This is a genomic window from Streptomyces sp. NRRL WC-3626 (assembly GCF_000718785.1).
Taxonomy (GTDB): Bacteria; Actinomycetota; Actinomycetes; order Streptomycetales; family Streptomycetaceae; genus Streptomyces; species Streptomyces edwardsiae.
Genome location: NZ_JOCA01000030.1, coordinates 114,147 through 138,721 on the forward strand (window position 1 = coordinate 114,147; position 24,575 = coordinate 138,721).

Here is a 24,575-nt window from a genome sequence, read left to right on the forward strand (position 1 = left end):
ACTCGCCGGTTCGTCCCTTCGTACAACCGTTCATGCCCGGTCCGGTGACCCGTTGAACACGGAAAGTGAAGAGGATCTCGGAAATGTTCGCTGACCGTCACCGACGGCGTGGCGTATCAGCCATTGGAACGGCCGGACGGTCCGCTGTCCGGGTCTGAGAGAATTGAGCACGTGATCTCTCGTATCGATCTGCGCGGCGATGCCCTCCCCGAGGGAACCGCCCTGCGCGACCTGCTGCCCCGTGCCGACTTCGACGTCGCGGCCGCCCTGGAGAAGGTGCGGCCCATCTGCGAGGACGTGCATCATCGGGGCGACGCGGCGCTGATCGACTTCGCCGAGCGCTTCGACGGCGTGAAGCTGGAGCGGGTACGCGTCCCGGCCGCCGCCCTCGAGAGGGCGCTGGAGGAGCTGGACCCGGCCGTCCGCGCGGCCCTGGAGGAGTCCATCCGGCGCGCCCGGCTCGTGCACCGCGCACAGCGCCGCACCACCCACACCACCCAGGTCGTGCCCGGTGGCACGGTCACCGAGAAGTGGGTCCCGGTCGACCGCGTGGGCCTGTACGCGCCCGGCGGCCGGGCCGTCTACCCGTCCTCCGTGATCATGAACGTCGTACCGGCGCAGGAGGCGGGCGTCCCGTCCCTCGCGCTCGCGTCCCCGGCCCAGGCCGACTTCGGAGGTCTGCCGCACCCGACGATCCTCGCCGCCTGCGCCCTGCTCGGCGTCGACGAGGTCTACGCGGCCGGCGGGGCCACCGCCGTCGCGATGTTCGCGTACGGCACCGAGTCCTGCCCGCCCGCCCCCATGGTCACCGGCCCCGGCAACATCTGGGTCGCCGCCGCCAAGCGCTACTTCACCGGGAAGATCGGCATCGACGCCGAGGCCGGCCCGACCGAGATCGCGATCCTCGCGGACTCCACCGCCGACCCGGTGCACGTGGCCGCCGACCTGATCAGCCAGGCCGAGCACGACCCGCTGGCCGCCGCCGTCCTGGTCACCGACTCCGCCGACCTCGCGGACGCGGTCGAGAAGGAACTGGCACCCCAGGTCGAGGCCAGCAAGCACACCGACGAACGGATCGTGCCGGCCCTGTCCGGCCGCCAGTCCGCGATCGTCCTGGTCGACGGCATCGAGGAGGGCCTGCGGGTCGTCGACGCCTACGGCGCCGAGCACCTGGAGATCCAGACCGCCGACGCCCCCGCGATCGCCGAGCGGGTGCGCAACGCGGGCGCGGTCTTCGTCGGCCCCTGGTCCCCGGTCTCCCTCGGCGACTACGCGGCCGGCTCCAACCACGTCCTGCCCACCGGCGGCTGCGCCTGCCACTCCTCGGGCCTGTCCGTCCAGTCCTTCCTGCGCGGCATCCACATCGTCGACTACACGCGCGACGCGCTGGCCGAGGTCGCGCACCACGTGGTCACGCTGGCCGAGGCGGAGGACCTGCCCGCGCACGGCGCGGCGATCAAGGCCCGTTTCGCCGGAGGCGAACGAGACGAGCACAGTGAGTGGAAGGTCCCGGAGAGCAAGTGACGTTCGGAATCGACGATCTCCCCGTACGGGACGAGCTGCGCGGCAAGTCCCCCTACGGCGCGCCCCAGCTGGACGTCCCCGTACGGCTGAACACCAACGAGAACCCCTACCCGCTGCCCGAGCCGCTGGTCGAGCGGATCACCGAGCGGGTCCGCGAGGCCGCCCGGCACCTCAACCGCTACCCCGACCGGGACGCGGTCGAACTGCGCACCGCCCTGGCCGAGTACCTGACCAGGACGTCCGGACACCCGGTGGGCGTCGACAACGTGTGGGCGGCCAACGGCTCCAACGAGGTCATCCAGCAGCTGCTGCAGACCTTCGGCGGCCCCGGCCGTACCGCCATCGGCTTCGAACCGTCGTACTCGATGCACGGCCTCATCTCGCGCGGCACCGGAACCGGCTGGATCTCCGGGCCCCGCAACGAGGACTTCACCATCGACCTCGCCGCCGCCGAGAAGGCCGTCGCCGAGCACCGGCCCGACGTCGTCTTCGTCACCACCCCCAACAACCCCACCGGCAACGCCGTCCCGCCGGAGACGGTCCTCGCCCTGTACGAGGCCGCACAGGCGGCGGGGCCGTCCATGGTGGTCGTCGACGAGGCGTACATCGAGTTCAGCCACGGCGACTCGCTGCTCCGGCTGCTCGACGGACGCCCCCACCTCGTCGTCTCCCGGACGATGTCGAAGGCGTTCGGCGCGGCCGGCCTGCGCCTCGGCTACCTCGCCGCGCACCCCGCGGTCGTCGACGCCGTACAGCTGGTCCGGCTGCCGTACCACCTCTCCGCGATCACCCAGGCGACCGCGCTGGCCGCCCTGGAGCACACCGACACGCTGCTCGGCTACGTCGAGCGGCTCAAGGCCGAGCGTGACCGGCTGGTCGCCGAACTGCGCGCCCTCGGCTACGAGGTGACCGAGTCCGACGCCAACTTCGTCCAGTTCGGACGGTTCGAGGACGCGCACACCGTCTGGCGGAAGATCCTCGACCGGGGCGTCCTGGTCCGGGACAACGGCGTACCGGGATGGCTGCGGGTCACCGCGGGCACCCCGGCCGAGAACGACGCGTTCCTGGACGCGGTCCGTGAAGTCAAGAAGGAGCAGAGCACATGAGCCGCGTGGGACGCGTGGAACGCACCACCAAGGAAACGTCCGTCCTCGTCGAGATCGACCTCGACGGCACCGGACGGACGGAGATCTCCACCGGGGTCGGCTTCTACGACCACATGCTCGACCAGATCGGCCGGCACGGCCTGTTCGACCTCACGGTGAAGACCGAGGGCGATCTGCACATCGACTCGCACCACACCATCGAGGACACCGCCCTCGCCCTCGGCGCCGCCTTCAAGCAGGCCCTCGGCGACAAGGTGGGCATCTACCGCTTCGGCAACTGCACGGTCCCGCTGGACGAGTCCCTCGCCCAGGTCACCGTCGACCTCTCCGGCCGCCCCTACCTCGTGCACACCGAGCCCGAGAAGATGGCGCCCATGATCGGCGAGTACGACACCACGATGACCCGGCACATCCTGGAGTCCTTCGTCGCCCAGGCCCAGGTCGCGCTCCACGTGCACGTGCCCTACGGGCGCAACGCGCACCACATCGTGGAGTGCCAGTTCAAGGCCCTCGCACGCGCCCTGCGCTACGCGTCCGAGCGCGACCCGCGCGCGGCCGGCATCCTGCCCTCCACGAAGGGCGCGCTGTAAGCCATGACCGGTATGTCCACCGTCCTGATCGTCGTCGGACTGTTCTTCGTCGGCGGGATCATCTCCTTCGCCAAGCAGAAGATGCCCACGAGCCTCATCGTGCTGGTCTCCATCGGTGCCGTGATGTGTCTCGGCGCGGGCGTCCTGAGGCTGGAGGTGTGACCGGTTGAGCACCCCCAGGAAGGTCGTGGTCTTCGACTACGGCTTCGGCAACGTCCGCTCCGCCGAGCGCGCCCTCGCCCGCGCGGGAGCCGACGTCGAGATCACGCGTGACTTCGACCGGGCGATGAACGCCGACGGGCTGCTGGTCCCCGGCGTCGGCGCCTTCGCCGCCTGCATGAAGGGCCTCAAGGAGGCGCGCGGCGACTGGATCGTCGACCGCCGGCTCTCCGGCGGCCGCCCCGTGATGGGCATCTGCGTCGGCATGCAGATCCTCTTCGCCCGCGGCATCGAGCACGGCGTGGAGACCGACGGCCTCGACGAGTGGCCCGGCTCGGTCGAGCCGCTCCGGGCCGACATCGTGCCCCACATGGGCTGGAACACCGTGGACGCCCCGGCCGGCTCCGAACTCTTCGCCGGCCTCGACGACGACGCCCGCTTCTACTTCGTGCACTCCTACGCCGTCCACGACTGGACCCTGGAGATCACCAACCCGGCGATGCGGGCCCCGCTGGTCACCTGGTCCACCCACGGCAAGCCCTTCGTGGCCGCCGTGGAGAACGGCGCCCTGTGGGCCACCCAGTTCCACCCCGAGAAGTCCGGCGACGCCGGAGCCCAGCTCCTCACCAACTGGATCGGAACCCTGTAGAGACATGGCCAAGCTCGAACTCCTCCCCGCCGTCGACGTCCGCGACGGGCAGGCCGTCCGCCTCGTGCACGGCGAGTCCGGGACGGAAACGTCGTACGGCTCCCCCCTGGAGGCCGCCCTCGCCTGGCAGCGCTCGGGCGCCGAGTGGCTGCACCTGGTCGACCTCGACGCCGCGTTCGGCACCGGCGACAACCGCGCCCTGATCGCCGAGGTCGCCGGCGCCATGGACATCAAGGTGGAGCTGTCCGGCGGCATCCGCGACGACGACACCCTCGCCGCCGCCCTCGCCACCGGCTGCACCCGCGTCAACCTCGGCACCGCCGCCCTGGAGACCCCCGAATGGGTCGCCAAGGTCATCGCCGAGCACGGCGACAGGATCGCCGTCGGCCTCGACGTCCGCGGCACCACCCTGCGCGGCCGCGGCTGGACCCGCGACGGCGGAGACCTCTACGAGACGCTGGACCGCCTGAACAAGGAGGGCTGCGCCCGCTACGTCGTCACCGACATCGCCAAGGACGGCACCCTCCAGGGCCCCAACCTGGAGCTCCTGAAGGACGTCTGCGCCGCCACCGACCGCCCCGTCGTCGCCTCCGGAGGCGTCTCCTCCCTGGACGACCTGCGCGCCATCGCCGAACTCGTCCCGCTCGGCGTCGAGGGCTCCATCGTCGGCAAGGCCCTGTACGCCGAGGCGTTCACCCTGGAAGAGGCCCTGGAGGCTGTGGCCCGATGACATCCGATGCCGTACGGCGCGTACAGAGCTCGAACCCCTGGGAGGACACCTTCGGCTTCGCACGTGCCGTCGCGGCGGGGGACCGTGTCCTGGTGGCGGGCACGACCGCGTTCCGGGGCGATGTGCTGTACGGCGAGGGCGACCCGTACGAACAGGCCAAGGTCGCCTTCACCAGCGCGCTGGAGGCGATCGGCGAGTTCGGGCTCGGCATCGAGTCGGTGATCCGCACGCGCGTCCATCTCGCCCACGCGCGGGACGTCGACGCGGCCGGACGCGCCCACAAGGAGCTGTTCGACGCCGTACGCCCCGTCACCACGCTGCTGGTGGTCGAGGGCTTCGTCGACTCGCGCGTACTGGTCTCAGTGGAACTCGAAGCATTCAGAGGAGCCGTGGATTCATGACCCTGGCGGTCCGAGTCATCCCCTGCCTGGACGTGGACGGCGGCCGGGTCGTCAAGGGCGTCAACTTCCAGAACCTGCGCGACGCGGGCGACCCCGTCGAGATGGCCAAGGTGTACGACGCCGAGGGCGCCGACGAACTGACGTTCCTGGACATCACCGCCTCGTCCGGCAACCGCGAGACGACGTACGACGTGGTCCGCCGCACCGCCGAGCAGGTGTTCATCCCGCTCACCGTGGGCGGCGGCGTCCGCACCGCCGACGACGTCGACAGGCTGCTGCGCGCGGGCGCCGACAAGGTCGGCGTCAACACGGCGGCCATCGCCCGCCCCGACCTCATCCGCGAGATCGCCGAACGCTTCGGCCGGCAGGTCCTCGTCCTGTCCGTCGACGCCCGGCGCACCGACGCCGGATCCTTCGAGGTCACCACGCACGGCGGCCGCCGCGGCACCGGCATCGACGCCGTCGAATGGGCACACCGCGCCGCCGAACTCGGCGCCGGCGAGATCCTGCTCAACTCCATGGACGCCGACGGCACCAAGGACGGCTACGACCTGGAGATGATCGCCGCCGTGCGGGGGCACGTCACCGTCCCGGTGATCGCCTCCGGCGGCGCCGGAAAGCTCGGCGACTTCCCGCCCGCCGTCGCCGCCGGCGCCGACGCCGTACTGGCCGCCTCCGTCTTCCACTTCGGCGACCTGCGCATCGGCCAGGTCAAGGAGACCCTGCGCGGCGCCGGCCACCCCGTGCGCTGACGCGGGGGCCTCAGCCCGTCGGCTGGGCCAGCTGGATCAGATTGCCGACCGTGTCGTCCAGCAGCGCGGTCAGCATCGGACCCTGCTCCCGGGGGTCCTGGACGAAGTGCACACCCTCCCCGCGGAGCCGTTCGAACTCCGCGCGGAGGTCGTCCACCGAGAACACGATGGCCGGCAGCCCCGCCTCCCGCACCGCCCTGCGGTACGGCTCGGCGATGGGGCCCTGCCCCGGCTCCAGCAGCAGCTCCAGATCCCGCTGGGCGCCCTCCTTCGCACCCACCGTGACGAACAGCGTGCCCCCGCCCAGATCCATGTGCGTCCGGGTCTCGAAGCCGAGTACATCGGTGTAGAAGGCATGCGCCCTCGCCACGTCGTCGACGTACACACTGGTCATGGCCACTTTGATCACGAGGTGCGCCTTTCGGATGCGATTCAGATGCCGAGCTGTTTGGTCTCGCGCAGCTTCGCGATCGCGTTCTCGTCGCCGTCCAGCTCCACCCTGGCGGCGCTCTGCCGGCCGTAGGCGAACAGCACCAGCTCCGACGCCTCCCCGGTCACCGTGACCACCGGGGTGCCGCGGTGCGCCACCACCGTCCGGCCGTCCGGACGGCGCAGCACCAGGCCCGTCGGCAGACCGCGGCCCATCAGCCGCGCGGAACGCTCCAGACGCGACCACAGGGCGTCCTGGAGGACCGGGTCGAGCTCCCGCGGCGTCCAGTCGGGCCGGGCGCGGCGCACGTCCTCCGTGTGGACGTAGAACTCGACGATGTTCGACATCTCGTCGATCTGCTTGAGCGAAAAGGGTGAGAAGCGCGGCGGACCCGTACGGATCAGCTGGATCAGCTCCTCGTACGGCTTGTCGGCGAACTCCGCCATCACCCGCTCGAGCCGCCCCGCCAGCTGCTTGACCAGCATGCCGCCGGCCGCGTCGGGGCGGCGCTCGCGCACCACCACATGGGCGGCCAGATCCCGCGCGGTCCAGCCCTCGCACAGGGTGGGGGCCTCCGGGCCCGCGGTCTCCAGCAGATCGGCGAGCAGCAGCCGTTCACGCTTGGCATGGGTCGACATGCCAGCCAGCCTACGGCGGGCCGGGACGTCCGCCCACCCGTCGCCCGGCCACCGCACCTCGACGAGCCCCCGCCGGTGCCCGAACGGTCCGGGAGCAGTCCCGGCGCGGCGCTGGTTCCAATCGGTGGACGTCCGCCGGGACCGGGCGCCCCCGCCCGGCACAATGGTCGGCATGACCAGTACGTCCCGGCCCAGCCGCCTCGACCCGGAGATCGCCGCGCGCCTCAAGCGCAGCCCCGACGGCCTCCTGCCCGCCATCGCCCAGCAGTACGACACCGGAGAGGTGCTGATGCTGGGCTGGATGGACGACGAGGCACTGCATCGCACGCTCACCACCGGCCGCTGCACCTACTGGTCGCGCAGCCGCCGGGAGTACTGGGTCAAGGGGGACACCTCCGGCCACTTCCAGTGGGTCAGGTCGGTCGCCCTGGACTGCGACGCCGACACCGTGCTGGTCAAGGTCGACCAGGTCGGCGCCGCCTGCCACACCGGCGCCCGCACCTGCTTCGACGCCGACGTCCTGACGGTGGCGGACGCCCCCGCCGCGGATCAGTAGGGTCTGCCGCCATGGACCTCGAGACGTTCCGCAAGCTCGCCACCGACCGCCGGGTCATCCCGGTCACCCGCAAGCTCCTCGCCGACGGCGACACCCCGGTCGCGCTCTACCGCAAACTCGCCGCCGAACGCCCCGGTACGTTCCTGCTGGAGTCCGCCGAGAACGGACGCTCCTGGTCCCGCTACTCCTTCGTCGGCGTCCACAGCGCAGCCACCCTCACCGAGCGCGCCGGACAGGCCCACTGGGAGGGCACCCCGCCCGTCGGCGTCCCCGCGGACGGCGACCCCCTCGCCGCGCTGCGCGCGACCCTCGAGACCCTGCACACCCCCCGCGACCTCGCCCACGACCTGGGCCTGCCGCCCTTCACCGGCGGCATGGTCGGCTACCTCGGCTACGACATCGTCCGCCGCCTGGAGAAGCTCGGCCCCGGCGGGCGCGACGACCTGAAGCTCCCCGAGCTGACCATGCTGCTCACCAGCGACCTCGCCGTCATGGACCACTGGGAGGGCGCCGTCTGGCTGATCGCCAACGCGATCAACCACAACGACCTGGAGACCGGCGTCGACGAGGCCTACGCCGACGCCGTCGCCCGGCTCGACGCCATGGAGGCCGACCTCACCCGCGCGGTGGCCCAGCCGCCCGCCGTACTGCCGCCCTCCGAACTGCCCGACCACACCGCCCTGTGGGGCGGCCCCGACTTCCGGCGGGCCGTGGAGGACGTCAAGGAACGCATCCGCGCGGGGGAGGCCTTCCAGGTCGTCCCCTCCCAGCGGTTCGAGACGCCGTGCACGGCGAGCGCCCTCGACGTGTACCGGGTGCTGCGCGCCACCAACCCGTCCCCGTACATGTACCTGTTCCGCTTCGACGGCTTCGACGTCGTCGGCTCGTCCCCCGAGGCCCTGGTGAAGGTCGAGGACGGGCGGGCCATGGTCCACCCCATCGCCGGCACCCGGCACCGGGGCGCCACCCCGCGGGAGGACCAGGCGCTGGCCGAGGAACTGCTCGCCGACCCCAAGGAACGCGCGGAGCACCTCATGCTCGTCGACCTGGGGCGCAACGACCTCGGCCGGGTCTGCGAACCCGGCTCCGTCGAGGTCGTCGACTTCATGTCCGTCGAGCGGTACTCGCACGTCATGCACATCGTCTCGACGGTCACCGGCAGGGTCACGGGCGACCGCACCGCGTTCGACGTCCTCACCGCCTGCTTCCCGGCCGGCACGCTCTCCGGCGCGCCCAAGCCCCGCGCGCTGCGGATCATCGACGAACTCGAACCGTCCCGGCGCGGACTGTACGGCGGCTGCGTCGGCTATCTCGACTTCGCCGGCGACTCCGACACCGCGATCGCGATCCGTACGGCGCTGCTGCGGGACGGCACCGCGTATGTGCAGGCCGGGGCGGGGATCGTCGCCGACTCCGACCCGGTCGCGGAGGACACCGAGTGCCGCAACAAGGCGGCGGCGGTGCTCCGCGCGGTGCACACCGCGAACCGGCTGGGAACGGTCTGACGGGCGTCCGGGAAGAACCCCGGGTACCGGTTCACCCGGGGTTCAGGCGATAGTGGAGGACGTGACTGCCGTACCTACCCCCCGTTCCGAGGCCGCCGGCTCCGCCCGCGGCGGCCGCGTCAGCCTCGCCGTGGCCCTGATGAGCGGTGCCCTCGGCGCTGCCGTGGCCCTGCTCGCCACCCGGCAGCAGTGGTCCGAGGGCACCGCCACGGTGGCCGGCGGCGCGTTCCCCCTGACCGCGACGGGCAGCGACGTCACGGGCGTGCCCGCGGCGCTGGCCGTCGTGGGGCTGGCCGCACTGGTCGCGGTGTTCGCCGTACGCCGCGCCGGCCGCCTCGCCGTCGCGGCGCTGCTCGCGCTGTCGGGGGCGGGCACCGTCGCCGCGGCGCTGATCGGAGCCTCGGACAAGGAGGCGCTCGACGAGAAGGCGGCGCAGGTGTCGGGGGACACGTCCGCGACGGTGGCGGCGCTCGGGCATACGGCGTGGCCGTACGTGGCCGCGGCGGGCGGTGTGCTGCTGCTGCTGGCCGGCCTGCTGGCCCTGCGCTACGGGCGGCAGTGGCCCGCGATGTCCGGCCGCTACGAACGCACGGGCGCGCCGCGTCCCCGCAGCCGTCCCGCGCGGGTCGACCCGGACCGCCCGGAAGACCTCTGGAAGGCCCTGGACCGGGGCGAGGACCCGACCGGCGCATAGCCCCGCCCCTCCGCCCGCGACGGGAGCCGCGGGGACGGGGGGCCTCGGGTGGTACCCCCGGTCGGCCAACGGGGGTGGGTGCGGGATGATGGGGGCGAGCGTCTGCTCAGACACGTACACAGCAACGAGGAGCAAGCAATGGCGGGCAGCAGCCACGGTCACACCCCGGCCGCCTGGACCGGTGTCATCATCGCCTTCATCGGTTTCTGCGTCGCGGGCGCGTTCATGGTGATGGCCCAGCCCGTCGGCTTCTGGGCCGGCCTGGGCATCGTCGTCCTCGGCGGCGTCGTCGGCGCCGTCATGCGCTCGATGGGCATGGGCCAGCAGCAGAGCAGCCACCCCGTCCCGGCCGGCGCCGAGAGCTGAGCACACGAAGCACCACGCACTCCGCACAGGGGCGGCCCCGCACGACACCGTGCCGGACCCGCCCCTGAGCCGCGTCCGGGGCACAATGCAGAGCGTGAACGCCCCCAGCCCCAGCGTGTCCCGCCGCACACCGGCCGCCCGACTGGCCGTCCCCGCCGGGCTGCTCGCCGCCGCCGTCGGAGCCTTCGCGTACGTCGGAGCCGTGGACCCGGGCGAGCCCGGCCACTACCCCGTCTGCCCCCTGCTGCGCCTCACGGGCCTGTACTGCCCGGGCTGCGGCGGACTGCGCAGCGCGCACGCCGTCGTCCACGGCGACCTCCTGACCGCCCTCCAGGCGAACGCGCCCGCCGTCCTCGGCTACGCCGTCTGCGCCGTGCTGTGGACCGCGTGGGTGGTCCGCGCCGTACGCGGCAGACCCATGCGGTTCGAACCGCCCCCCGCGCTCGTGTGGACCGCGGGAGCCCTGCTCCTGGCCTTCACGGTTGTCCGGAACCTGCCCTTCGGTGGCTGGCTGCATCCTTGATCGGCGAGCGGGGTCCACGTAATGGGACGCCCGTCAACCTGGATGCGAGGCATCCGCCCTGCTGCGGATACCATCGCAGTGACCAGTGAAGACCGACCGTCAGGAAGGGGGCCGCTCGCGTGAGTGTGCTCGACGAGATCATCGACGGAGTCCGTGCCGACCTCGCGGAGCGGCAGGCGCGCGTCAGCATCGACGAGCTCAAGGAGCGTGCGGCGAAGGCTCCCGCGGCCAAGGACGGCGCGGCCGCCCTGCGCGGCGACGGCGTCAAGGTGATCTGCGAGGTCAAGCGCTCCAGCCCGTCCAAGGGCGCGCTGGCCGCGATCGCCGACCCGGCGGCACTCGCCGCCGACTACGAGGCGGGCGGCGCCGCCGTCATCTCCGTCCTCACCGAACAGCGCCGCTTCGGCGGCTCGCTGGCCGACCTCGAGGCCGTCCGCGCGCGCGTGGACATCCCCGTCCTGCGCAAAGACTTCATCGTCACGTCGTACCAGCTCTGGGAGGCCCGCGCGTACGGCGCCGACCTCGCGCTGCTGATCGTCGCGGCCCTCGACCAGCCGGCCCTGGAGTCGCTGATCGAGCGCGCCCACTCCATCGGCCTCACCCCGCTCGTCGAGGTGCACGACGAGGACGAGGTCGAGCGCGCGATCGACGCGGGCGCCAAGGTCATCGGCGTCAACGCGCGCAACCTGAAGACGCTGAAGGTCGACCGCGGCACGTTCGAGCGGGTCGCCCCCGAGATCCCCGACACCCTGGTCAAGGTCGCCGAGTCCGGCGTCCGCGGCCCGCACGACCTCATCGCCTACGCCAACGCCGGCGCCGACGCCGTACTCGTGGGCGAGTCCCTGGTCACCGGCAAGGACCCGAAGACGGCGGTCTCCGACCTGGTGGCGGCGGGCGAGCACCCCGCCCTCCGCCACGGCCGCGGCTGACCCGCCACTAGGCTGACCCCGTGCATCTCTCCCGTCTCGCCCGTGGCTGCCGTCCTCGCGGCTGTCGTGCCCCTGCCCGCAGGGTGCACGGCCGCAGGGTCCGGTACGTCATCGGCGACGAACCGGGGCAAGTGAACGGGCGGCGATGGCAGCGCGCCCCTTAGGGGGCGCGGGGCTGTACTGAACACGCGACTCCGTCGCGTGAGCGCGACCAGCCACAACGGCCCGGTAGCCGACCGACCACCCCGCCCCCACGGCGCTTCGTCGACACCAGACACTCACCGTGAGGTACACACATGCCCAGCACCTATTTCATCCCCGACCCGGAGGGCCGGACCCCCAGCCCCGAGGGCTACTTCGGGGCGTTCGGCGGCAAGTTCATCCCGGAGGCCCTCGTCGCCGCCGTGGACGAGGTCGCCGTCGAGTACGACAAGGCCAAGTCCGACCCCGAGTTCGCCCGGGAACTCGACGACCTCCTGGCCAACTACACCGGCCGCCCGTCGGCCCTCACCGAAGTCCCCCGTTTCGCCGCGGAAGCGGGTGGCGCGAGGATCTTCCTCAAGCGCGAGGACCTGAACCACACCGGCTCGCACAAGATCAACAACGTGCTCGGCCAGGCGCTGCTCACCAAGCGCATGGGCAAGACCCGCGTCATCGCCGAGACCGGCGCCGGCCAGCACGGTGTGGCCACCGCCACCGCCTGCGCCCTCTTCGGCCTCGACTGCACCATCTACATGGGCGAGATCGACACCCGGCGCCAGGCGCTCAACGTGGCCCGGATGCGCATGCTCGGCGCCGAGGTCATCGCCGTGAAGTCCGGCAGCCGCACCCTGAAGGACGCCATCAACGAGGCGTTCCGTGACTGGGTCGCCAACGTCGACCGCACGCACTACCTCTTCGGCACCGTCGCGGGCCCCCACCCCTTCCCGGCCATGGTGCGCGACTTCCACCGCGTCATCGGCGTCGAGACCCGCCGCCAGCTCCTGGAGCGCGCCGGACGCCTGCCCGACGCCGCCGTCGCCTGCGTCGGCGGCGGCTCCAACGCCATCGGCCTCTTCCACGCCTTCATCCCGGACCCGGACGTACGCCTCATCGGCTGCGAGCCCGCCGGACACGGCATCGAGACCGGCGAGCACGCGGCCACCCTCAGCGCGGGCGAGCCCGGCATCCTGCACGGCTCCCGGTCGTACGTCCTCCAGGACGAGGAGGGCCAGATCACCGAGCCGTACTCGATCTCGGCCGGCCTGGACTACCCGGGCATCGGACCGGAGCACTCCTACCTCAAGGACAGCGGCCGCGGCGAGTACCGCGCGGTCACCGACGACGCCGCCATGCAGGCCCTGCGCCTGCTGTCGCGCACCGAGGGCATCATCCCGGCCATCGAGAGCGCCCACGCCCTCGCCGGAGCCCTGGAGGTCGGCAGGGAGCTGGGCAGGGACGGGCTGATCGTCGTCAACCTGTCCGGGCGCGGCGACAAGGACATGGACACCGCCGCCCGCTACTTCGGCCTGTACGACACCGATGCCGAGGTCGCCGCCGACGAGGCCGGCACCACCGCCGAGATCGAGGGGGACGCCAAGTGAGCGGGAACGTGCGGCTGCTGAACGACACCCTGGCCGCGGCGAGGTCCGAGGGCCGTGCCGCCCTCATCGCCTACCTCCCGGCCGGGTTCCCGACCGTGGACGGCGGCATCGAGGCGGTCAAGGCCGCCCTGGACGGCGGCGCCGACGTCGTGGAGGTGGGGCTGCCGCACAGCGACCCCGTCCTCGACGGCCCGGTCATCCAGACCGCCGACGACATCGCCCTGCGCGGCGGCGTGAAGATCGCCGACGTGCTGCGCACGGTCCGCGAGGCGCACGCCGCCACCGGCCGGCCGATCCTCGTCATGACCTACTGGAACCCCATCGACCGCTACGGCGTCGAGCGGTTCACGGCCGAACTGGCCGAGGCGGGCGGCGCCGGGTGCATCCTGCCCGACCTGCCCGTCCAGGAGTCGGCACTGTGGAGGGAGCACGCCGAGAAGCACGGGCTCGCCACGGTCTTCGTGGTCGCTCCCAGCAGCAAGGACGAGCGGCTCGCCGAGATCACCGCCGTCGGCAGCGGCTTCGTCTACGCCGCCTCCCTGATGGGCGTCACCGGAACCCGCGCGTCGGTCAGCTCGCAGGCCGAGGACCTGGTGCGGCGCACCCGCGCCACCACCGACATCCCCGTCTGCGTCGGGCTCGGCGTCTCCACCCCCGCCCAGGCGGCCGAGGTGGCCGGCTTCGCCGACGGCGTGATCGTCGGCTCCGCCTTCGTCAAGGGAATGCTGGACGCCCCCGACGACGCGGCCGGCGTCGCGGCCGTCCGGGCGCTCGCCGCCGACCTGGCCAAGGGCGTACGCGGGCAGGTCTGACCGGCGGTTCCGCCCCACGAGGGGTGTCGGCGGGCAGTCATACGGATCCCTCGTACGGGTGGTCCTGGGACCGGGGAGGCGCTGAGCGCCTCCCCGGTTCGTTCTGCGGGGTGTGAGCGAGAAGAACCGTGAGGGAAAGCGCACCGCCCGGGAGCGGCTGGCGGTCGAGCGTGAGAAGCAGAAGTCGGCGGAGAAGCGGCGCCGGTCCCTGATCGTGGGCGCGAGTGTGCTCTGCGTCCTGGGGCTCGCGGCGGTGATCGGTGTCGTCGCCGCCAACTCAGGTGGGGACGACACCGAGAGCGACGCGGCCGGGCCGGTGGTCGCGCCCTCGGGGGCGCTGGGCAAGGACGGTCTGGCCATCCCGGTCGGCAAGGAGAGCGCCAAGTCGACCCTCACGGTGTGGGAGGACTTCCGCTGCCCGGCCTGCAAGGCCTTCGAGCAGACCTACAGCCCCACCATCCACGAGCTGACCGAGGCCGGTCAGCTGAAGGTGGAATACCACCTGGTCACGCTGATCGACAACGGCCTGGGTGGCACCGGCTCCCGCACCGCGGCCAACGCCGCCGCCTGCGCCCAGGACGCCGGGAAGTTCGCCGCGTACCACGACGTGCTGTTCGAGAACCAGCCGCCGGAGCGCGACGACACCCTCGCCGACGACGGCAAGCTGATCGAACTGGCCGGCAAGGTCGACGGACTCGACACCCCCGCGTTCCGCACCTGCGTCGAGGACGGCACGCACAACAGCTGGGTCGCCAAGTCGCACGAGGCCTTCCAGAAGGGCGGCTTCAGCGGCACGCCGACCGTGCTGCTCGACGGGGAGAACATCTACCAGGACCGTTCGATGACCCCCGCGAAGCTGAAGCAGATGGTCGAGGAGGCCAACCAGGGACAGTGACGCCACCGGACCGGTGGTCCGGCGATCCCGCGGTCCTGTTATGGAGCCGTAGCCGGGCGGCTTGCCGTGTGACCGGTCCGGCACGGTAGCGTCGACCCTGCCATGGAACTTGCCTACATTCCCAGCCCGTCGAGCGGGGTGCTGTACCTCGGCCCCGTTCCGCTGCGCGGCTACGCGTTCTGCATCATCATCGGTGTCTTCGTTGCCGTCTGGCTCGGCAACAAGCGCTGGATCGCCCGGGGCGGGCGGACCGGCACGGTGGCCGACATCGCTGTCTGGGCCGTGCCGTTCGGTCTGCTCGGCGGCAGGCTCTACCACGTGATCACGGACTACCAGCTGTACTTCAGCGAGGGCCGTGACTGGGTGGACGCCTTCAAGATCTGGGAGGGCGGCCTCGGTATCTGGGGCGCGATCGCCCTCGGTGCGCTGGGCGCCTGGATCGGCTGCCGGCGCCGTGGCATCCCGCTGCCCGCCTACGCCGACGCCATCGCGCCGGGTATCGCCCTCGCCCAGGCGATCGGCCGCTGGGGCAACTGGTTCAACCAGGAGCTGTACGGGCGGTCCACCGATGTGCCGTGGGCCGTGGAGATCACGTCGTCCGCCGACGGGCGGATGCCGGGGACGTATCACCCGACGTTCCTGTACGAGTCGCTGTGGTGCGTCGGGGTGGCGCTGCTGGTGATCTGGGCCGACCGGCGGTTCAAGCTGGGGCATGGGCGGGCGTTCGCGCTGTATGTCGCGGCGTACTGCGTGGGGCGGTTCTGGATCGAGTACATGCGGGTCGACGAGGCGCATCACATTCTCGGGCTGCGGCTGAACAACTGGACGGCTGTTCTGGTGTTCCTGCTGGCGGTGCTGTACATCGTGGTCTCGGCGCGGAAGCGGCCGGGGCGGGAGGATGTGGTCGAGCCGGTTACCTCCGGTGGTGAGGGGGATTCCGAGGGCTCGGGTGACGCCGGTGAGGCCGGGGTGGAGAAGGGTGAGGAGGGTTCCTCTTCCGAGAAGAAGGACACTTCTGAGTCCTCCGAGGCTTCTGAGTCCGCCGACACCTCCGACACCTCCGAGTCCTCTGAGGACGAGGCGGCCAAGGACGGGGCCGGGTCGGCGAAGAAGAGCTGATCGTCTGCTGTACCGCGCCGAGGGCGTCCGGGTTTTCCGGGCGCCCTCGGTTTGTGTGGGGCGGGCGGTGGTCGCGCGGCCCGGCGCTTGCGGGGTGCCGTCGCGCCCACCCGTGCCGCCCTGCGGCACGATTGCCCGCGGATGGGCGGGGGCGCAGGGATGGGCGGGGGCGCGGGGATGTCAGGGTCTGGTGGTCAGGGAGAGGGTTCTCTGGGCTGCCAGGACTACCGCCGTGTCGATGAAGGTGCCGTTGGGGAGGGCCTGGGCGCCCGATGTCATCGCCGCCGCCTTGAGGATGGTCTCCGCTTGTTCGATCTCCTCCTCCGTGGGGAGGTAGGCGCGCTCGATGACCGGCAGCTGGCGGGGGTGGATCGCGGCGCGGCCCAGGAAGCCCAGGGCGCGGCCCCGGGCGCAGGACGCCGCCAGACCGTCCAGGTCCCGGATGTCCGGGTGCACGGACTGGGTGGGCGGGGCCAGTCCCGCCGCCCGCGCGGCGACCACCACCCGGGAGCGGGAGTAGTCGAGGCCGGCGTCGTCACGTACGCCCAGGTCGGCCCGTAGATCCGCCTCACCGATGGCGATCCCGCGCAGGGACGGGTGCGCGGTGGCGACGGCATGGGCGCGTTCGATGCCGAGGGCCGTCTCCAGGAGGGCGTACAAGGGCAGTGCTCCGCCGTGCGCGGACACCGCCCGGCGGGCGACGCGCACGACGTCGGACGGCGACGACACCTTGGGCAGACGCAGTCCCGACAGCCCGGGGGACGGTGCCACCGCCGCGAGGTCGGCGCGGGACCAGGGACCGGACACGGCGTTGACGCGGACATGGACCGGCACCGGCTGGGGGTCGCGCAGCAGCTCGGCCGTGGCGGAGCGGGCGTAGGCCTTGCGGTCGGGGGCGACCGCGTCCTCCAGGTCGATCACCACCACGTCGGCGCCCGAGGTGAGCGCCTTCGCCACCACCGGAGGACGGTCGCCGGGGGCGTACAGCCAGGTCAGCGGGAAGCCCGTCACAGGGTGCCCTCCGCGCGCAGCCCGGCGAGGTCGGCCGGGGTGAGGCCCAGCTCGGTGAGGACCTCCTCGGTGTCCGCGCCGTGCGGACGGCCCGCCCAGCGGATCGCGCCCGGGGTGGCGGAGAGCCGGAAGAGCACGTTCTGCATACGCAGCGGGCCCAGCTCGGGATCGTCGACCGTGGTGATGGTGTTCAGGGCCTGGTACTGCGGGTCCGTCATCACGTCCCGTACGTCCTGGATCGGTGCGACGGCCGCCTCCGCCTTCTCGAAGGCGGCCAGCACGTCCGCGCGGGTGTGCCGGGCGATCCAGCCGCCGACGGCCTCGTCCAGGACGTCCGCGTGCCGGGCCCGGTCCTCGCCGGTGGCGAACCAGGGCTCGTCGATCAGATCGGGCCGGCCCACCAGCACCATCACCCGCTCGGCGATCGACTGGGCCGAGGTGGAGACGGCTACCCAGGTGCCGTCGGCGGTGAGATAGGTGCCGCGCGGGGCGTTGTTCTGGGAGCGGTTGCCGGTACGGGGCTGGACGTGGCCCAGCTGGTCGTACCAGGTCGGCTGGGGGCCCAGCACGGTCAGGATCGGCTCGATCAGCGCCATGTCGACGACCTGGCCCTCTCCCGTGCGGTCCCGGCCGGCGAGCGCGGTCATGACCGCGTACGCCGTGGTCAGGCCGGCGATGGAATCCGCCAGGCCGAACGGCGGGAGGGTGGGCGGGGCGTCCGGTTCGCCGGTGATCGCGGCGAAGCCGCTCATCGCCTCGGCGAGGGTGCCGAAACCGGGGCGGTGCGCGTACGGGCCGAACTGGCCGAAGCCGGTGACCCGGGTGAGGATCAGCCGGGGGTTGACGCCGGACAGCTCGGGCCAGCCCAGGTCCCACTTCTCCAGGGTGCCGGGGCGGAAGTTCTCGATGATCACGTCGGCGGTCTCGGCGAGGCGCAGGAGGGTGCTCCGGCCGCCGGGTGTGGACAGGTCGAGGGTGATGGTGCGCTTGTTGCGGCCGAGCATCTTCCACCACAGGCCGACGCCGTCCTTCGACGGGCCGTGGCCGCGGGAGGGGTCCGGTTTCCTCGGATGCTCGACCTTGACGACCTCCGCGCCGAAGTCGCCGAGCAGGGTCGCGGCGAGGGGGCCGGCGAAGAGGGTGGCGAGGTCCAGGACGCGCAGGCCGGTGAGCGGGGGGTCGGCGGGGGAGCGGGGGGCGGCGGGCGATGCTGCCGGCCGTCGCTCCGTTGGAGTCGGTGTCCCAGCCGCCGGACACCGCACGGCGGACGGAGCCGGTGAAGTCGCCGTCGGCGTGGGTGAGGGCGGCGGCGATCAGGGCGGTGTTGGGGACGGCGTGCACCCAGTGGTGGGTGGCGGCGTAGGTGGCGTGCAGGGCGTCCACCACGGTGTCGAAGTCGGTGTGCTGGTGGGCGAGTTCGACGGCCTGGCGGACGGCGTGGGAGAGGCGGGAGCGGGGCGGGACGACGGTGAGTCCGGTGCGCAGGCAGGCGTGCACGTCGTGGTCGCCGGTGGCGGCGGTGGCGATGACGGCCGCGGTGAACATCGCCGCGTAGACACCGTTGGCGGTATGGGTGAGGGTCGCGTCGCGGTGGGCCTGTTCCGCGGCGGCGGCCGGGTCGCCGGCGTTGGTCCAGCCGTGTACGTCGGCGCGGATCAGGGCGCCGATCCACTCGCGGAAGGGGTTGTGGTGGCGGGCGGTCAGCGGGGGTTCCAGGCCGCTGAGGAGGTTGCGGTAGGCGATGCGTTCGGCGGTGAAGGTGCGGCCGGCGGGGAGTTCGTCGAGCCAGACGGTGGCTACGTCGGTGGGGGTGAAGGCGCGGGTGTGGCGTTGGAGGACGAGAAGGTTGAGGAGGGGGTAGTTGAGGTCGTCGTCCTCGGGCATGCCGTCGATGTTCTCGGCGAGGGAGGTCGTCGCGGAGCGGCGGTTCCAGGGGTAGCGGGTGAGGAGGTCCTGGGGGACGCCGTGGGCGGTGAAGTAGGTCTTCAGGGGCCAGTTGCCGGTGGCCTTGGCGAGTTGGCGGATGCCTGTCAGGGGGAGCTTCTCCACTGGTTTGCCCAGGAGGCAGCCGACCGCTCTGCCGAGCCAGGCGGCTTCCAGGGCGGTGGGGTGTGCTGCTCGGGGGGTGTCTGCGCGGCCCGGCGCCTGCGGGGTGCCGTCGCGCCCACCCGTGCCGCCCCAGCGGCACGATTGCCCGCGGAGTGCGGGGGTGTGGGGCGGTGGTTGTTCGTGGAGTGCGGAGGTGTGCGGCGGCTGCTCGCGGAGGGGGGAGGTGTGGGGCGGTGGGTGTTCGTGGTGTGCGGGGGTGGGTGGTGTGGGGCGGTTCGCGGGGGCGGGCGGCCAGTCGGGGCACAGGGACTTGATGCGGGTCAGGTCTGTCGGTTCCTCGTCGGACAGTCTGCTGGGGAGGTCGGCCAGTTCGTCCAGGAGGTCGGTGGCCAGGAGGCGGAGGTACGGGGAGGCAGGGGTGGCCGACGCGCCCGCGTGGTGCGGGGCTTCGGGGCCGGCCGCTGCCTGCCAGCGGGCTGCGACGGCGGAGGGTTCGCGGCCGTCCTGCGTGGCCTGGCGGAGCTCGTGGCCGATCAGGTCCTCCGGCTGGACCCAGGTCAGTCGGAGCATCCGGGACCCCCCAGCTCCGCGAACGCCCGCTCGTGGGCGCGGCGGCGGTCCACGTCCCGCGCGAAGATCTCGCGCGTCACGGCCGTGAGCGCCGACGCCGGCTCCCACAGGTCGAGGCGGCTGGCCTCCGCCACCGTCTTCGACCAGTCCTCGGGCACCGGCGAGCCGAGCGCGCCCGCCACCGCGCCGGCCATCGTGGCGATGGAGTCGCAGTCGCGGCCGTAGTTCACCGCGCCCAGTACCGCGTGCCGGAAGTCGCCGCCGGCCACCACCAGCATGCCCAGCGCCACCGGGAGTTCCTCGATGGCGTGCAGCCGGGACGGACGGCGTGCGCCCAGAGAGGGGGAGCGGTAGTCGGGGCCGACCGTGTCGTACGGCGTCACCGCCTCCCGCAGCGGGCCCAGCGCCGACTCGAAGTCCGTGTACCGCGCGGCGACTTCGCACACCTTCTCGATCGCCTCCCGCGTGCCGTCCTTCGCCAGGGACAGGCACACGGCGACCACCGAGTCCGCCGTCGCGCCCGGCGCGCACGCCGCCGCCACCGCCGCCGCGAGGACACCGGCCGCCTCCCTGCCGTACGACGACTGGTGCGCGCCCGCGACATCCAGCGCCTCTGCGTAGGCGGCGGCCGGGTGGGCGGCGTTGACCAGGCCGACCGGGGCCATGTACATCGCGGCCCCGCAGTTGACGATGTTGCCGGTGCCGGCCTCGCGCGGGTCGACGTGGCCGTAGTGCAGTCGGGCCACCAGCCACTTCTCGGCGAGGAAGATCCGCTGCAGCGGCAGTGCCTCCGCCTCGAGTTCCGGGATCCAGCGCGGGTTCGTCATCAGGTCCGGGACCAGGTGGCCGGCGACGGCGTACGCGTCCAGGTGGTCGCGGACCGTCGCGTACACCCGTACCAGCGCGTGCGTCATGAGGGTGTCGTCGGTGACGTGGCCGTCGCCCTTGTGGTACGGCGCGATCGGGCGGGCGGTGCGCCAGCCGGCGCCGTTCCACGGGCCGACGACACCGTGCACCCGCCCGCCGTGGCGCTCGACGATCTGCTCGGGGGAGTACCCCTCGACCGGCCCGCCGAGGGCGTCACCGACGGCCGCTCCCACGAGGGCGCCGGTGATCCGCTCGTCCAGGGGGAGCCCTCGGCCGGGGTTTTCTGACTGTTCGCGCTTCATGCCCGAATCATCCCTTCACGGGGGCCGGTTGTGCGGCTTCCAGGAGCCCGGCGAGTTCCACCAGATCCGTGCCGGTGAGCCGGGGGAGTACGCAGCCGGAGAGGGTGCGGCAGCTCTCCCGCCACGACTTCGGGACCGACGCGCCGCCGCCCAGCGCGCCGGTGAGGGCGCCGGCGAGCGCCGGGGCGGAGTCCGCCACCCGCGACAGACAGGCCGCCGCCGGGACCGCCTCCGCGATGCGGCCGTGGGCGGCGATGGTGAGGGCGAGGGCGACGGGGACGGTCTCGGCGGCGGCCACGCCGTAGCTGTAGACGTGGTCGACGATCTGGTGCTCCAGCGGTGGTACGAGGGCGAAGGCGCTGTCGGCGTCCGCCGCGAGTTTCAGGGCGTGCCGGGCGTTGCGGCCGATCTCCGTGTCCTCGGGCAGCTCGGCGCAGGCCGCCGCCACACACGTGTGCGGATCCGCGCCGGTCAGCGCGAGGGAGACGGCGGCGGCCATGGCGCGGGCGCCGTGCACTCCGTCGCCGTCCTGGGTGTAGCGGGCGTCGAACTCCGCGAGGCCGGCTGCCGCCCGGGGGTCGCCGGGGTGGGCCACGGCCAGGACGCAGGCGCGTACGCAGGCGGCGTCGTCGAAGTAGTGCGGGTTGTCGTGGCCGGTGGCGGGAGGGCGCAGGCCGGTGGCGAGGTTGCCGAGGCCGGCCCGGACGGAGATGCGGGCGCGCAGCGGGAGTACGGCGGACTCCGTCTCGGGGGCGCGGTCCGCCGCGGCGGCGATCTCACCGGCGAGGGTGTTCCAGGTCAGGTCGATCGCCGCGCGGGTGCGGCGCTCCCGGCTCAGGTCGCCGAAGGCGGTGTCGTCTCCGGCGCGCAGGACCGCCTCCGCGGCGAAGGCCGCCCATTCGGCGTCGTCGGAGGGGCCCAGCCGCAGGGGTTCGGAGGGCTGGTTGAGGGCGATGGGGACGGGGAGGGTGGTCGTGGCGTTCTGCTCCGCGAAGGTGTCGAGTTCGCGGGTGAGGCGTCTTGTCCACTCCGGCATTCGCGCCGCGCGGTGGCGGGCGGCGGGCCAGCCGGCGGCGTCGCCCGCGGCGAGGCCGAGGAGCAGGCCCGTGATTCTTGCCTGCGGCTGCTTGGCGGGACCATGTGCGTGCGGCTGCCGCCGGGGCGGAAGTTCGGCCTCGGCTTCGCCTTCGGCCGGGGATTCGTTCCCACCCGCACCACCCGTGCGGCTCTCGTCGTCGGGTGCGGGTGGCCCCTGTGGGGCCGTCCCGCCGTCGGCGACCGTGGGTGGGGTGAGTGGGGTGGGTTCCGCGTCGGCGACCGTGGGTGGGGTGTGTGGGGTGGGTTCCGCGTCGGCGACCGTGGGTGGGGTGTGTGGGGTGGGTTCCGCGTCGGCGGGTGTGGGTGGGGTGAGTGGGGCGGGTTCCGCGTCGGCCGGCGCGGGTGGGTGGTTCGTGTGCTCGGGTGTGGGCCGGGGGGTGGTTTTCGCCGGGGCCGCCGCCGGGCGTTCCGTTTCCGTGGGGGTCGTCATCGCCGTGTCTCCTCGGACAGCAGGTCCGCGACAGCCAGGACGTGGTGGCCCGCCATCGTCGGGAGGCAGGTGCCCCGGGCCGGGGTGATCGCCGACGACCAGGCGGGCGGGATCGCCGAGGCGCCCCGGGTCGCACCCGCCAACGCGCCCGCCACCGCCGCCGTGGTGTCGGCGTCGCGGCCCATGTTGACGGCCGTCAGTACCGCCGGTTCGAAGTCGCCGTCGGCCGCCGCGTACGCGCCGAAGGCGAGGGCGACCGCCTCGGGGGCCAGGTCGGTCCACGGGTAGCCGCCGATCACCACCGCCGCGCGCACCGCGCGTTCGCCCAGGTGGGCGGCGGTCACGGCGCGGCGCAGTGAGCGGGCGGTCCAGGAGTCCTCCGGGACCACCGCCAGCGCCGAGGCCACCACCGCGACCACCGGCGCGCCCGCCATCGCCGCCGCCACACCCGCCGCGACCGCCTGGCCGCCGTAGATGCCCTCGCCCTCGTGGCTGACCGAACCGTCGATCGCCGCGAGCCGGGCCGCCTCGTCGGGCCGGCCGGCCGCGAACACCCCGTGGGGCGCCGCCCGCATCGCCAGCCCGTCGCTCCAGGCGTGCCGGTGCTGGGCGGAGATCGGGGCCGCCAGCCCCCGGCGCAGATTCTCCAGCGTGCCCCGCTCGCTGAACCCGGCCCCCCGGAAGGGGCCCTCCGCGCGGTCGGCGATCTGCTCGTGCCAGGCCGCCTCCACATGCGCCGGGGTGAGCGCGGAGCCGTGCCGGGCCAGCAGCAGGCCCGAGAAGATCGCGTACTCGGTGTCGTCCGTGCCCGCCGGGCGCTCCGCCACGTATCCCGTGATGCGCCCCCATCGCGCGCGGATCTCGGACGGTTTCATGTTCTCGGCCGGGGCGCCCAGCGCGTCCCCGACGGCCAGCCCGAGCAGTGCGCCGCGCGCCCGCTCGCGGAGCCCGAGGGTGTTCCCGGGGGCCGGGACAGAGGGGATGGGGACGGTCGATGCCATACGGGGCCCTCCTCTCAGGAGCGCCCCGAAAGGCGCGGAGCCCTTTGCGGAACTGTCCCCGGTGCGGTGTCCCGCACAGCCTCGTGAGCTTCGGTGTCACCCGGTCGACATCTGCGCGGCCTTCTACACAAACGAGCGAAACCCGCAAAACCGCAGCTTAGCCCAGCCTTTCCTTGCTGGCGGGCAGGAATGAGGAGGCGTACATTGAGCGTTGTCGAAGAATAGAATCTGTCCAAAGAAGAGGCTGTGGGGGACACGGGAATGGCGATCATCGAGACCGAGGCGGCACTGCACGAGGCACACCGCGACAACCACACGCACCGGGACGTGAACGGCGGCTGGCTGCGCCCCGCGGTGTTCGGCGCGATGGACGGGCTGGTCTCCAACCTCGCCCTGATGACCGGTGTCGCCGGCGGCTCGGTCGGCCAGCAGACCGTCGTGATCACCGGCCTCGCCGGACTGGCCGCCGGCGCCTTCTCCATGGCGGCCGGCGAGTACACCTCCGTCGCCTCCCAGCGCGAGCTGGTCGAGGCCGAGCTCGACGTCGAACGGCGCGAGCTGCGCAAGCACCCCAAGGACGAGGAGGCCGAACTCGCCGCGCTCTACCAGACCCGCGGCGTCGAGCCCGAACTGGCCCGCGAGGTCGCCCGGCAGCTGTCGAAGGACCCCGAGCAGGCGCTGGAGATCCACGCCCGTGAGGAGCTCGGCATCGACCCCGGCGACCTGCCCTCGCCCACCGTCGCCGCCGTGTCCAGCTTCGGCTCCTTCGCGCTGGGCGCCCTGCTCCCCGTGCTGCCGTATCTGCTCGGCGCGAGCAGCCTGTGGCCCGCCGTGCTGCTGGCGCTGCTCGGCCTCTTCCTGTGCGGTGCCGTGGTGGCCAAGGTGACGGCGCGCAGCTGGTGGTTCAGCGGTCTGCGGCAGCTCGCGCTCGGCGGCGCGGCGGCCGGTGTGACGTACGCCCTGGGCACGCTGTTCGGGACGGCCGTAGGATGATGTGGCTGGCACGTATACCCGAGGCCGTATAAATAGTCATTACGTGCTGGTTTCGATGGCGTGACCGCTGGGCATGAGCCGTAAGCGCTGTGGGCAAAGAGGCCGACGGCGTGCCCCGCGGGCCGGACGCAGGAGTCCTTTCCCGCCATCGACCGGTGGACATCGATCTGTCCGATCCGGTCTCCATAGCTTCCACCGCCAGGCGCGGAACCCCTCCGCGACCCATGTGGTGTCCGCATGCTGGAACGGAATATCCCGCTTCCCGAGAATCGCTCCATCATGTAACCTGCACC

27 protein-coding genes and 1 pseudogene are annotated in these 24,575 nt (G+C 72.6%); 20 read left to right on the forward strand and 8 right to left on the reverse strand.

What is annotated here, in order from left to right; all coding sequences use genetic code 11:
• Positions 1-171: 171 nt before the first annotated feature.
• Genes hisD through hisF form a run of 8 tightly spaced genes read left to right on the forward strand, consistent with a single transcriptional unit; the run spans position 172 to position 5,911 of the window.
• Positions 172-1,524, forward strand: a complete 1,353-nt coding sequence (gene hisD, locus IF28_RS0133140) for a histidinol dehydrogenase (protein WP_030228355.1) — start codon at positions 172-174, stop codon at positions 1,522-1,524.
• Positions 1,521-2,630 (forward strand): histidinol-phosphate transaminase, encoded by a 1,110-nt coding sequence (locus tag IF28_RS0133145; RefSeq protein ID WP_030228357.1) that lies wholly within the window; start codon positions 1,521-1,523, stop codon positions 2,628-2,630. Before hisD ends, IF28_RS0133145 begins: the two co-directional genes overlap by 4 nt.
• Positions 2,627-3,220 carry an imidazoleglycerol-phosphate dehydratase HisB gene (gene hisB / locus IF28_RS0133150; protein WP_030228358.1) on the forward strand — a complete coding sequence of 198 codons (594 nt, stop codon included), beginning with the start codon at positions 2,627-2,629 and terminating at the stop codon, positions 3,218-3,220. Before IF28_RS0133145 ends, hisB begins: the two co-directional genes overlap by 4 nt.
• A 3-nt stretch (positions 3,221-3,223) precedes the next feature.
• Entirely contained in the window at positions 3,224-3,382 is a 159-nt protein-coding gene (locus IF28_RS39585; RefSeq protein ID WP_030228360.1) for a hypothetical protein, read from the forward strand.
• Positions 3,383-3,386: 4 nt separating this feature from the next.
• Complete coding sequence (gene hisH, locus IF28_RS0133160) at positions 3,387-4,028, forward strand: imidazole glycerol phosphate synthase subunit HisH (protein ID WP_030228361.1); 642 nt, start codon at positions 3,387-3,389, stop codon at positions 4,026-4,028.
• Between the two features lie 4 nt (positions 4,029-4,032).
• Positions 4,033-4,758 carry a bifunctional 1-(5-phosphoribosyl)-5-((5-phosphoribosylamino)methylideneamino)imidazole-4-carboxamide isomerase/phosphoribosylanthranilate isomerase PriA gene (priA, locus tag IF28_RS0133165; protein ID WP_030228363.1) on the forward strand — a complete coding sequence of 242 codons (726 nt, stop codon included), beginning with the start codon at positions 4,033-4,035 and terminating at the stop codon, positions 4,756-4,758.
• The gene (locus tag IF28_RS0133170) at positions 4,755-5,159 is read left to right on the forward strand and encodes a Rid family hydrolase (RefSeq protein ID WP_030228364.1); all 405 of its coding nucleotides are present in this window, start codon (positions 4,755-4,757) and stop codon (positions 5,157-5,159) included. Before priA ends, IF28_RS0133170 begins: the two co-directional genes overlap by 4 nt.
• On the forward strand, positions 5,156-5,911 hold the full coding sequence (hisF, locus tag IF28_RS0133175; RefSeq protein ID WP_030228367.1) for an imidazole glycerol phosphate synthase subunit HisF: 756 nt from the start codon (positions 5,156-5,158) through the stop codon (positions 5,909-5,911). Before IF28_RS0133170 ends, hisF begins: the two co-directional genes overlap by 4 nt.
• A 10-nt stretch (positions 5,912-5,921) precedes the next feature.
• On the opposite strand, the gene IF28_RS0133180 is transcribed toward hisF, so the two are convergent.
• On the reverse strand, positions 5,922-6,320 hold the full coding sequence (locus tag IF28_RS0133180) for a VOC family protein (protein ID WP_030228369.1): 399 nt from the start codon (positions 6,318-6,320) through the stop codon (positions 5,922-5,924).
• A gap of 23 nt (positions 6,321-6,343) precedes the next feature.
• Positions 6,344-6,979 (reverse strand): TIGR03085 family metal-binding protein, encoded by a 636-nt coding sequence (locus IF28_RS0133185; protein WP_030228371.1) that lies wholly within the window; start codon positions 6,977-6,979, stop codon positions 6,344-6,346.
• 163 nt (positions 6,980-7,142) lie between these two features.
• On the opposite strand from IF28_RS0133185, the gene hisI reads away from it, so the two are divergent.
• The 11 genes from hisI (at position 7,143) to lgt (ending at position 15,961) form a co-directional block, all read left to right on the forward strand.
• The gene (gene hisI, locus IF28_RS0133190) at positions 7,143-7,535 is read left to right on the forward strand and encodes a phosphoribosyl-AMP cyclohydrolase (RefSeq protein ID WP_030228375.1); all 393 of its coding nucleotides are present in this window, start codon (positions 7,143-7,145) and stop codon (positions 7,533-7,535) included.
• A gap of 11 nt (positions 7,536-7,546) precedes the next feature.
• The gene (locus IF28_RS0133195; protein ID WP_030228378.1) at positions 7,547-9,040 is read left to right on the forward strand and encodes an anthranilate synthase component I; all 1,494 of its coding nucleotides are present in this window, start codon (positions 7,547-7,549) and stop codon (positions 9,038-9,040) included.
• A 52-nt stretch (positions 9,041-9,092) separates the two neighbouring features.
• Positions 9,093-9,734, forward strand: a complete 642-nt coding sequence (locus IF28_RS0133200) for a TIGR02234 family membrane protein (RefSeq protein WP_030228380.1) — start codon at positions 9,093-9,095, stop codon at positions 9,732-9,734.
• Positions 9,735-9,872: 138 nt separating this feature from the next.
• Positions 9,873-10,100, forward strand: a complete 228-nt coding sequence (locus tag IF28_RS0133205; RefSeq protein WP_030228383.1) for an HGxxPAAW family protein — start codon at positions 9,873-9,875, stop codon at positions 10,098-10,100.
• Between the two features lie 85 nt (positions 10,101-10,185).
• On the forward strand, positions 10,186-10,623 hold the full coding sequence (locus IF28_RS0133210) for a DUF2752 domain-containing protein (RefSeq protein WP_030228385.1): 438 nt from the start codon (positions 10,186-10,188) through the stop codon (positions 10,621-10,623).
• A 119-nt stretch (positions 10,624-10,742) separates the two neighbouring features.
• Positions 10,743-11,552 (forward strand): indole-3-glycerol phosphate synthase TrpC, encoded by an 810-nt coding sequence (gene trpC, locus IF28_RS0133215; RefSeq protein WP_030228388.1) that lies wholly within the window; start codon positions 10,743-10,745, stop codon positions 11,550-11,552.
• Positions 11,553-11,635: 83 nt separating this feature from the next.
• Positions 11,636-11,716 carry a hypothetical protein gene (locus IF28_RS40435; RefSeq protein ID WP_394818111.1) on the forward strand — a complete coding sequence of 27 codons (81 nt, stop codon included), beginning with the start codon at positions 11,636-11,638 and terminating at the stop codon, positions 11,714-11,716.
• A 132-nt stretch (positions 11,717-11,848) separates the two neighbouring features.
• Positions 11,849-13,135: a tryptophan synthase subunit beta gene (gene trpB / locus IF28_RS0133220; RefSeq protein WP_030228392.1), complete on the forward strand. Its 1,287-nt coding sequence runs from the start codon at positions 11,849-11,851 to the stop codon at positions 13,133-13,135.
• Positions 13,132-13,947, forward strand: a complete 816-nt coding sequence (gene trpA / locus IF28_RS0133225) for a tryptophan synthase subunit alpha (protein WP_030228394.1) — start codon at positions 13,132-13,134, stop codon at positions 13,945-13,947. Before trpB ends, trpA begins: the two co-directional genes overlap by 4 nt.
• Before the next feature lie 112 nt (positions 13,948-14,059).
• Complete coding sequence (locus IF28_RS0133230) at positions 14,060-14,842, forward strand: DsbA family protein (RefSeq protein WP_030228397.1); 783 nt, start codon at positions 14,060-14,062, stop codon at positions 14,840-14,842.
• Positions 14,843-14,944: 102 nt separating this feature from the next.
• A complete protein-coding gene (gene lgt / locus IF28_RS0133235) occupies positions 14,945-15,961 on the forward strand; it encodes a prolipoprotein diacylglyceryl transferase (protein WP_030228400.1) in 1,017 nt (338 codons plus the stop codon).
• A gap of 180 nt (positions 15,962-16,141) precedes the next feature.
• On the opposite strand, the gene IF28_RS0133240 is transcribed toward lgt, so the two are convergent.
• The 6 genes and pseudogenes from IF28_RS0133240 to IF28_RS0133265 form a co-directional block, all read right to left on the reverse strand.
• Positions 16,142-16,972, reverse strand: a complete 831-nt coding sequence (locus tag IF28_RS0133240; RefSeq protein ID WP_030228403.1) for an HpcH/HpaI aldolase/citrate lyase family protein — start codon at positions 16,970-16,972, stop codon at positions 16,142-16,144.
• Entirely contained in the window at positions 16,969-18,135 is a 1,167-nt protein-coding gene (locus IF28_RS0133245; RefSeq protein ID WP_234325401.1) for a CaiB/BaiF CoA transferase family protein, read from the reverse strand. Before IF28_RS0133245 ends, IF28_RS0133240 begins: the two co-directional genes overlap by 4 nt.
• Before the next feature lie 40 nt (positions 18,136-18,175).
• Positions 18,176-19,591, reverse strand: a pseudogene (locus IF28_RS38345) (ADP-ribosylglycohydrolase family protein); the annotation flags it as partial.
• On the reverse strand, positions 19,579-20,760 hold the full coding sequence (locus IF28_RS0133255; protein WP_030228410.1) for an ADP-ribosylglycohydrolase family protein: 1,182 nt from the start codon (positions 20,758-20,760) through the stop codon (positions 19,579-19,581). The pseudogene IF28_RS38345 and the gene IF28_RS0133255, both read right to left, overlap by 13 nt.
• Before the next feature lie 7 nt (positions 20,761-20,767).
• Positions 20,768-22,288 (reverse strand): ADP-ribosylglycohydrolase family protein, encoded by a 1,521-nt coding sequence (locus IF28_RS0133260; protein WP_234325400.1) that lies wholly within the window; start codon positions 22,286-22,288, stop codon positions 20,768-20,770.
• Positions 22,285-23,289 (reverse strand): ADP-ribosylglycohydrolase family protein, encoded by a 1,005-nt coding sequence (locus tag IF28_RS0133265; RefSeq protein ID WP_030228413.1) that lies wholly within the window; start codon positions 23,287-23,289, stop codon positions 22,285-22,287. The genes IF28_RS0133260 and IF28_RS0133265 overlap by 4 nt, the downstream gene beginning before the upstream one ends.
• 261 nt (positions 23,290-23,550) lie before the next feature.
• On the opposite strand from IF28_RS0133265, the gene IF28_RS0133270 reads away from it, so the two are divergent.
• A complete protein-coding gene (locus tag IF28_RS0133270) occupies positions 23,551-24,282 on the forward strand; it encodes a VIT1/CCC1 transporter family protein (RefSeq protein ID WP_030228415.1) in 732 nt (243 codons plus the stop codon).
• Positions 24,283-24,575: the final 293 nt, after the last annotated feature.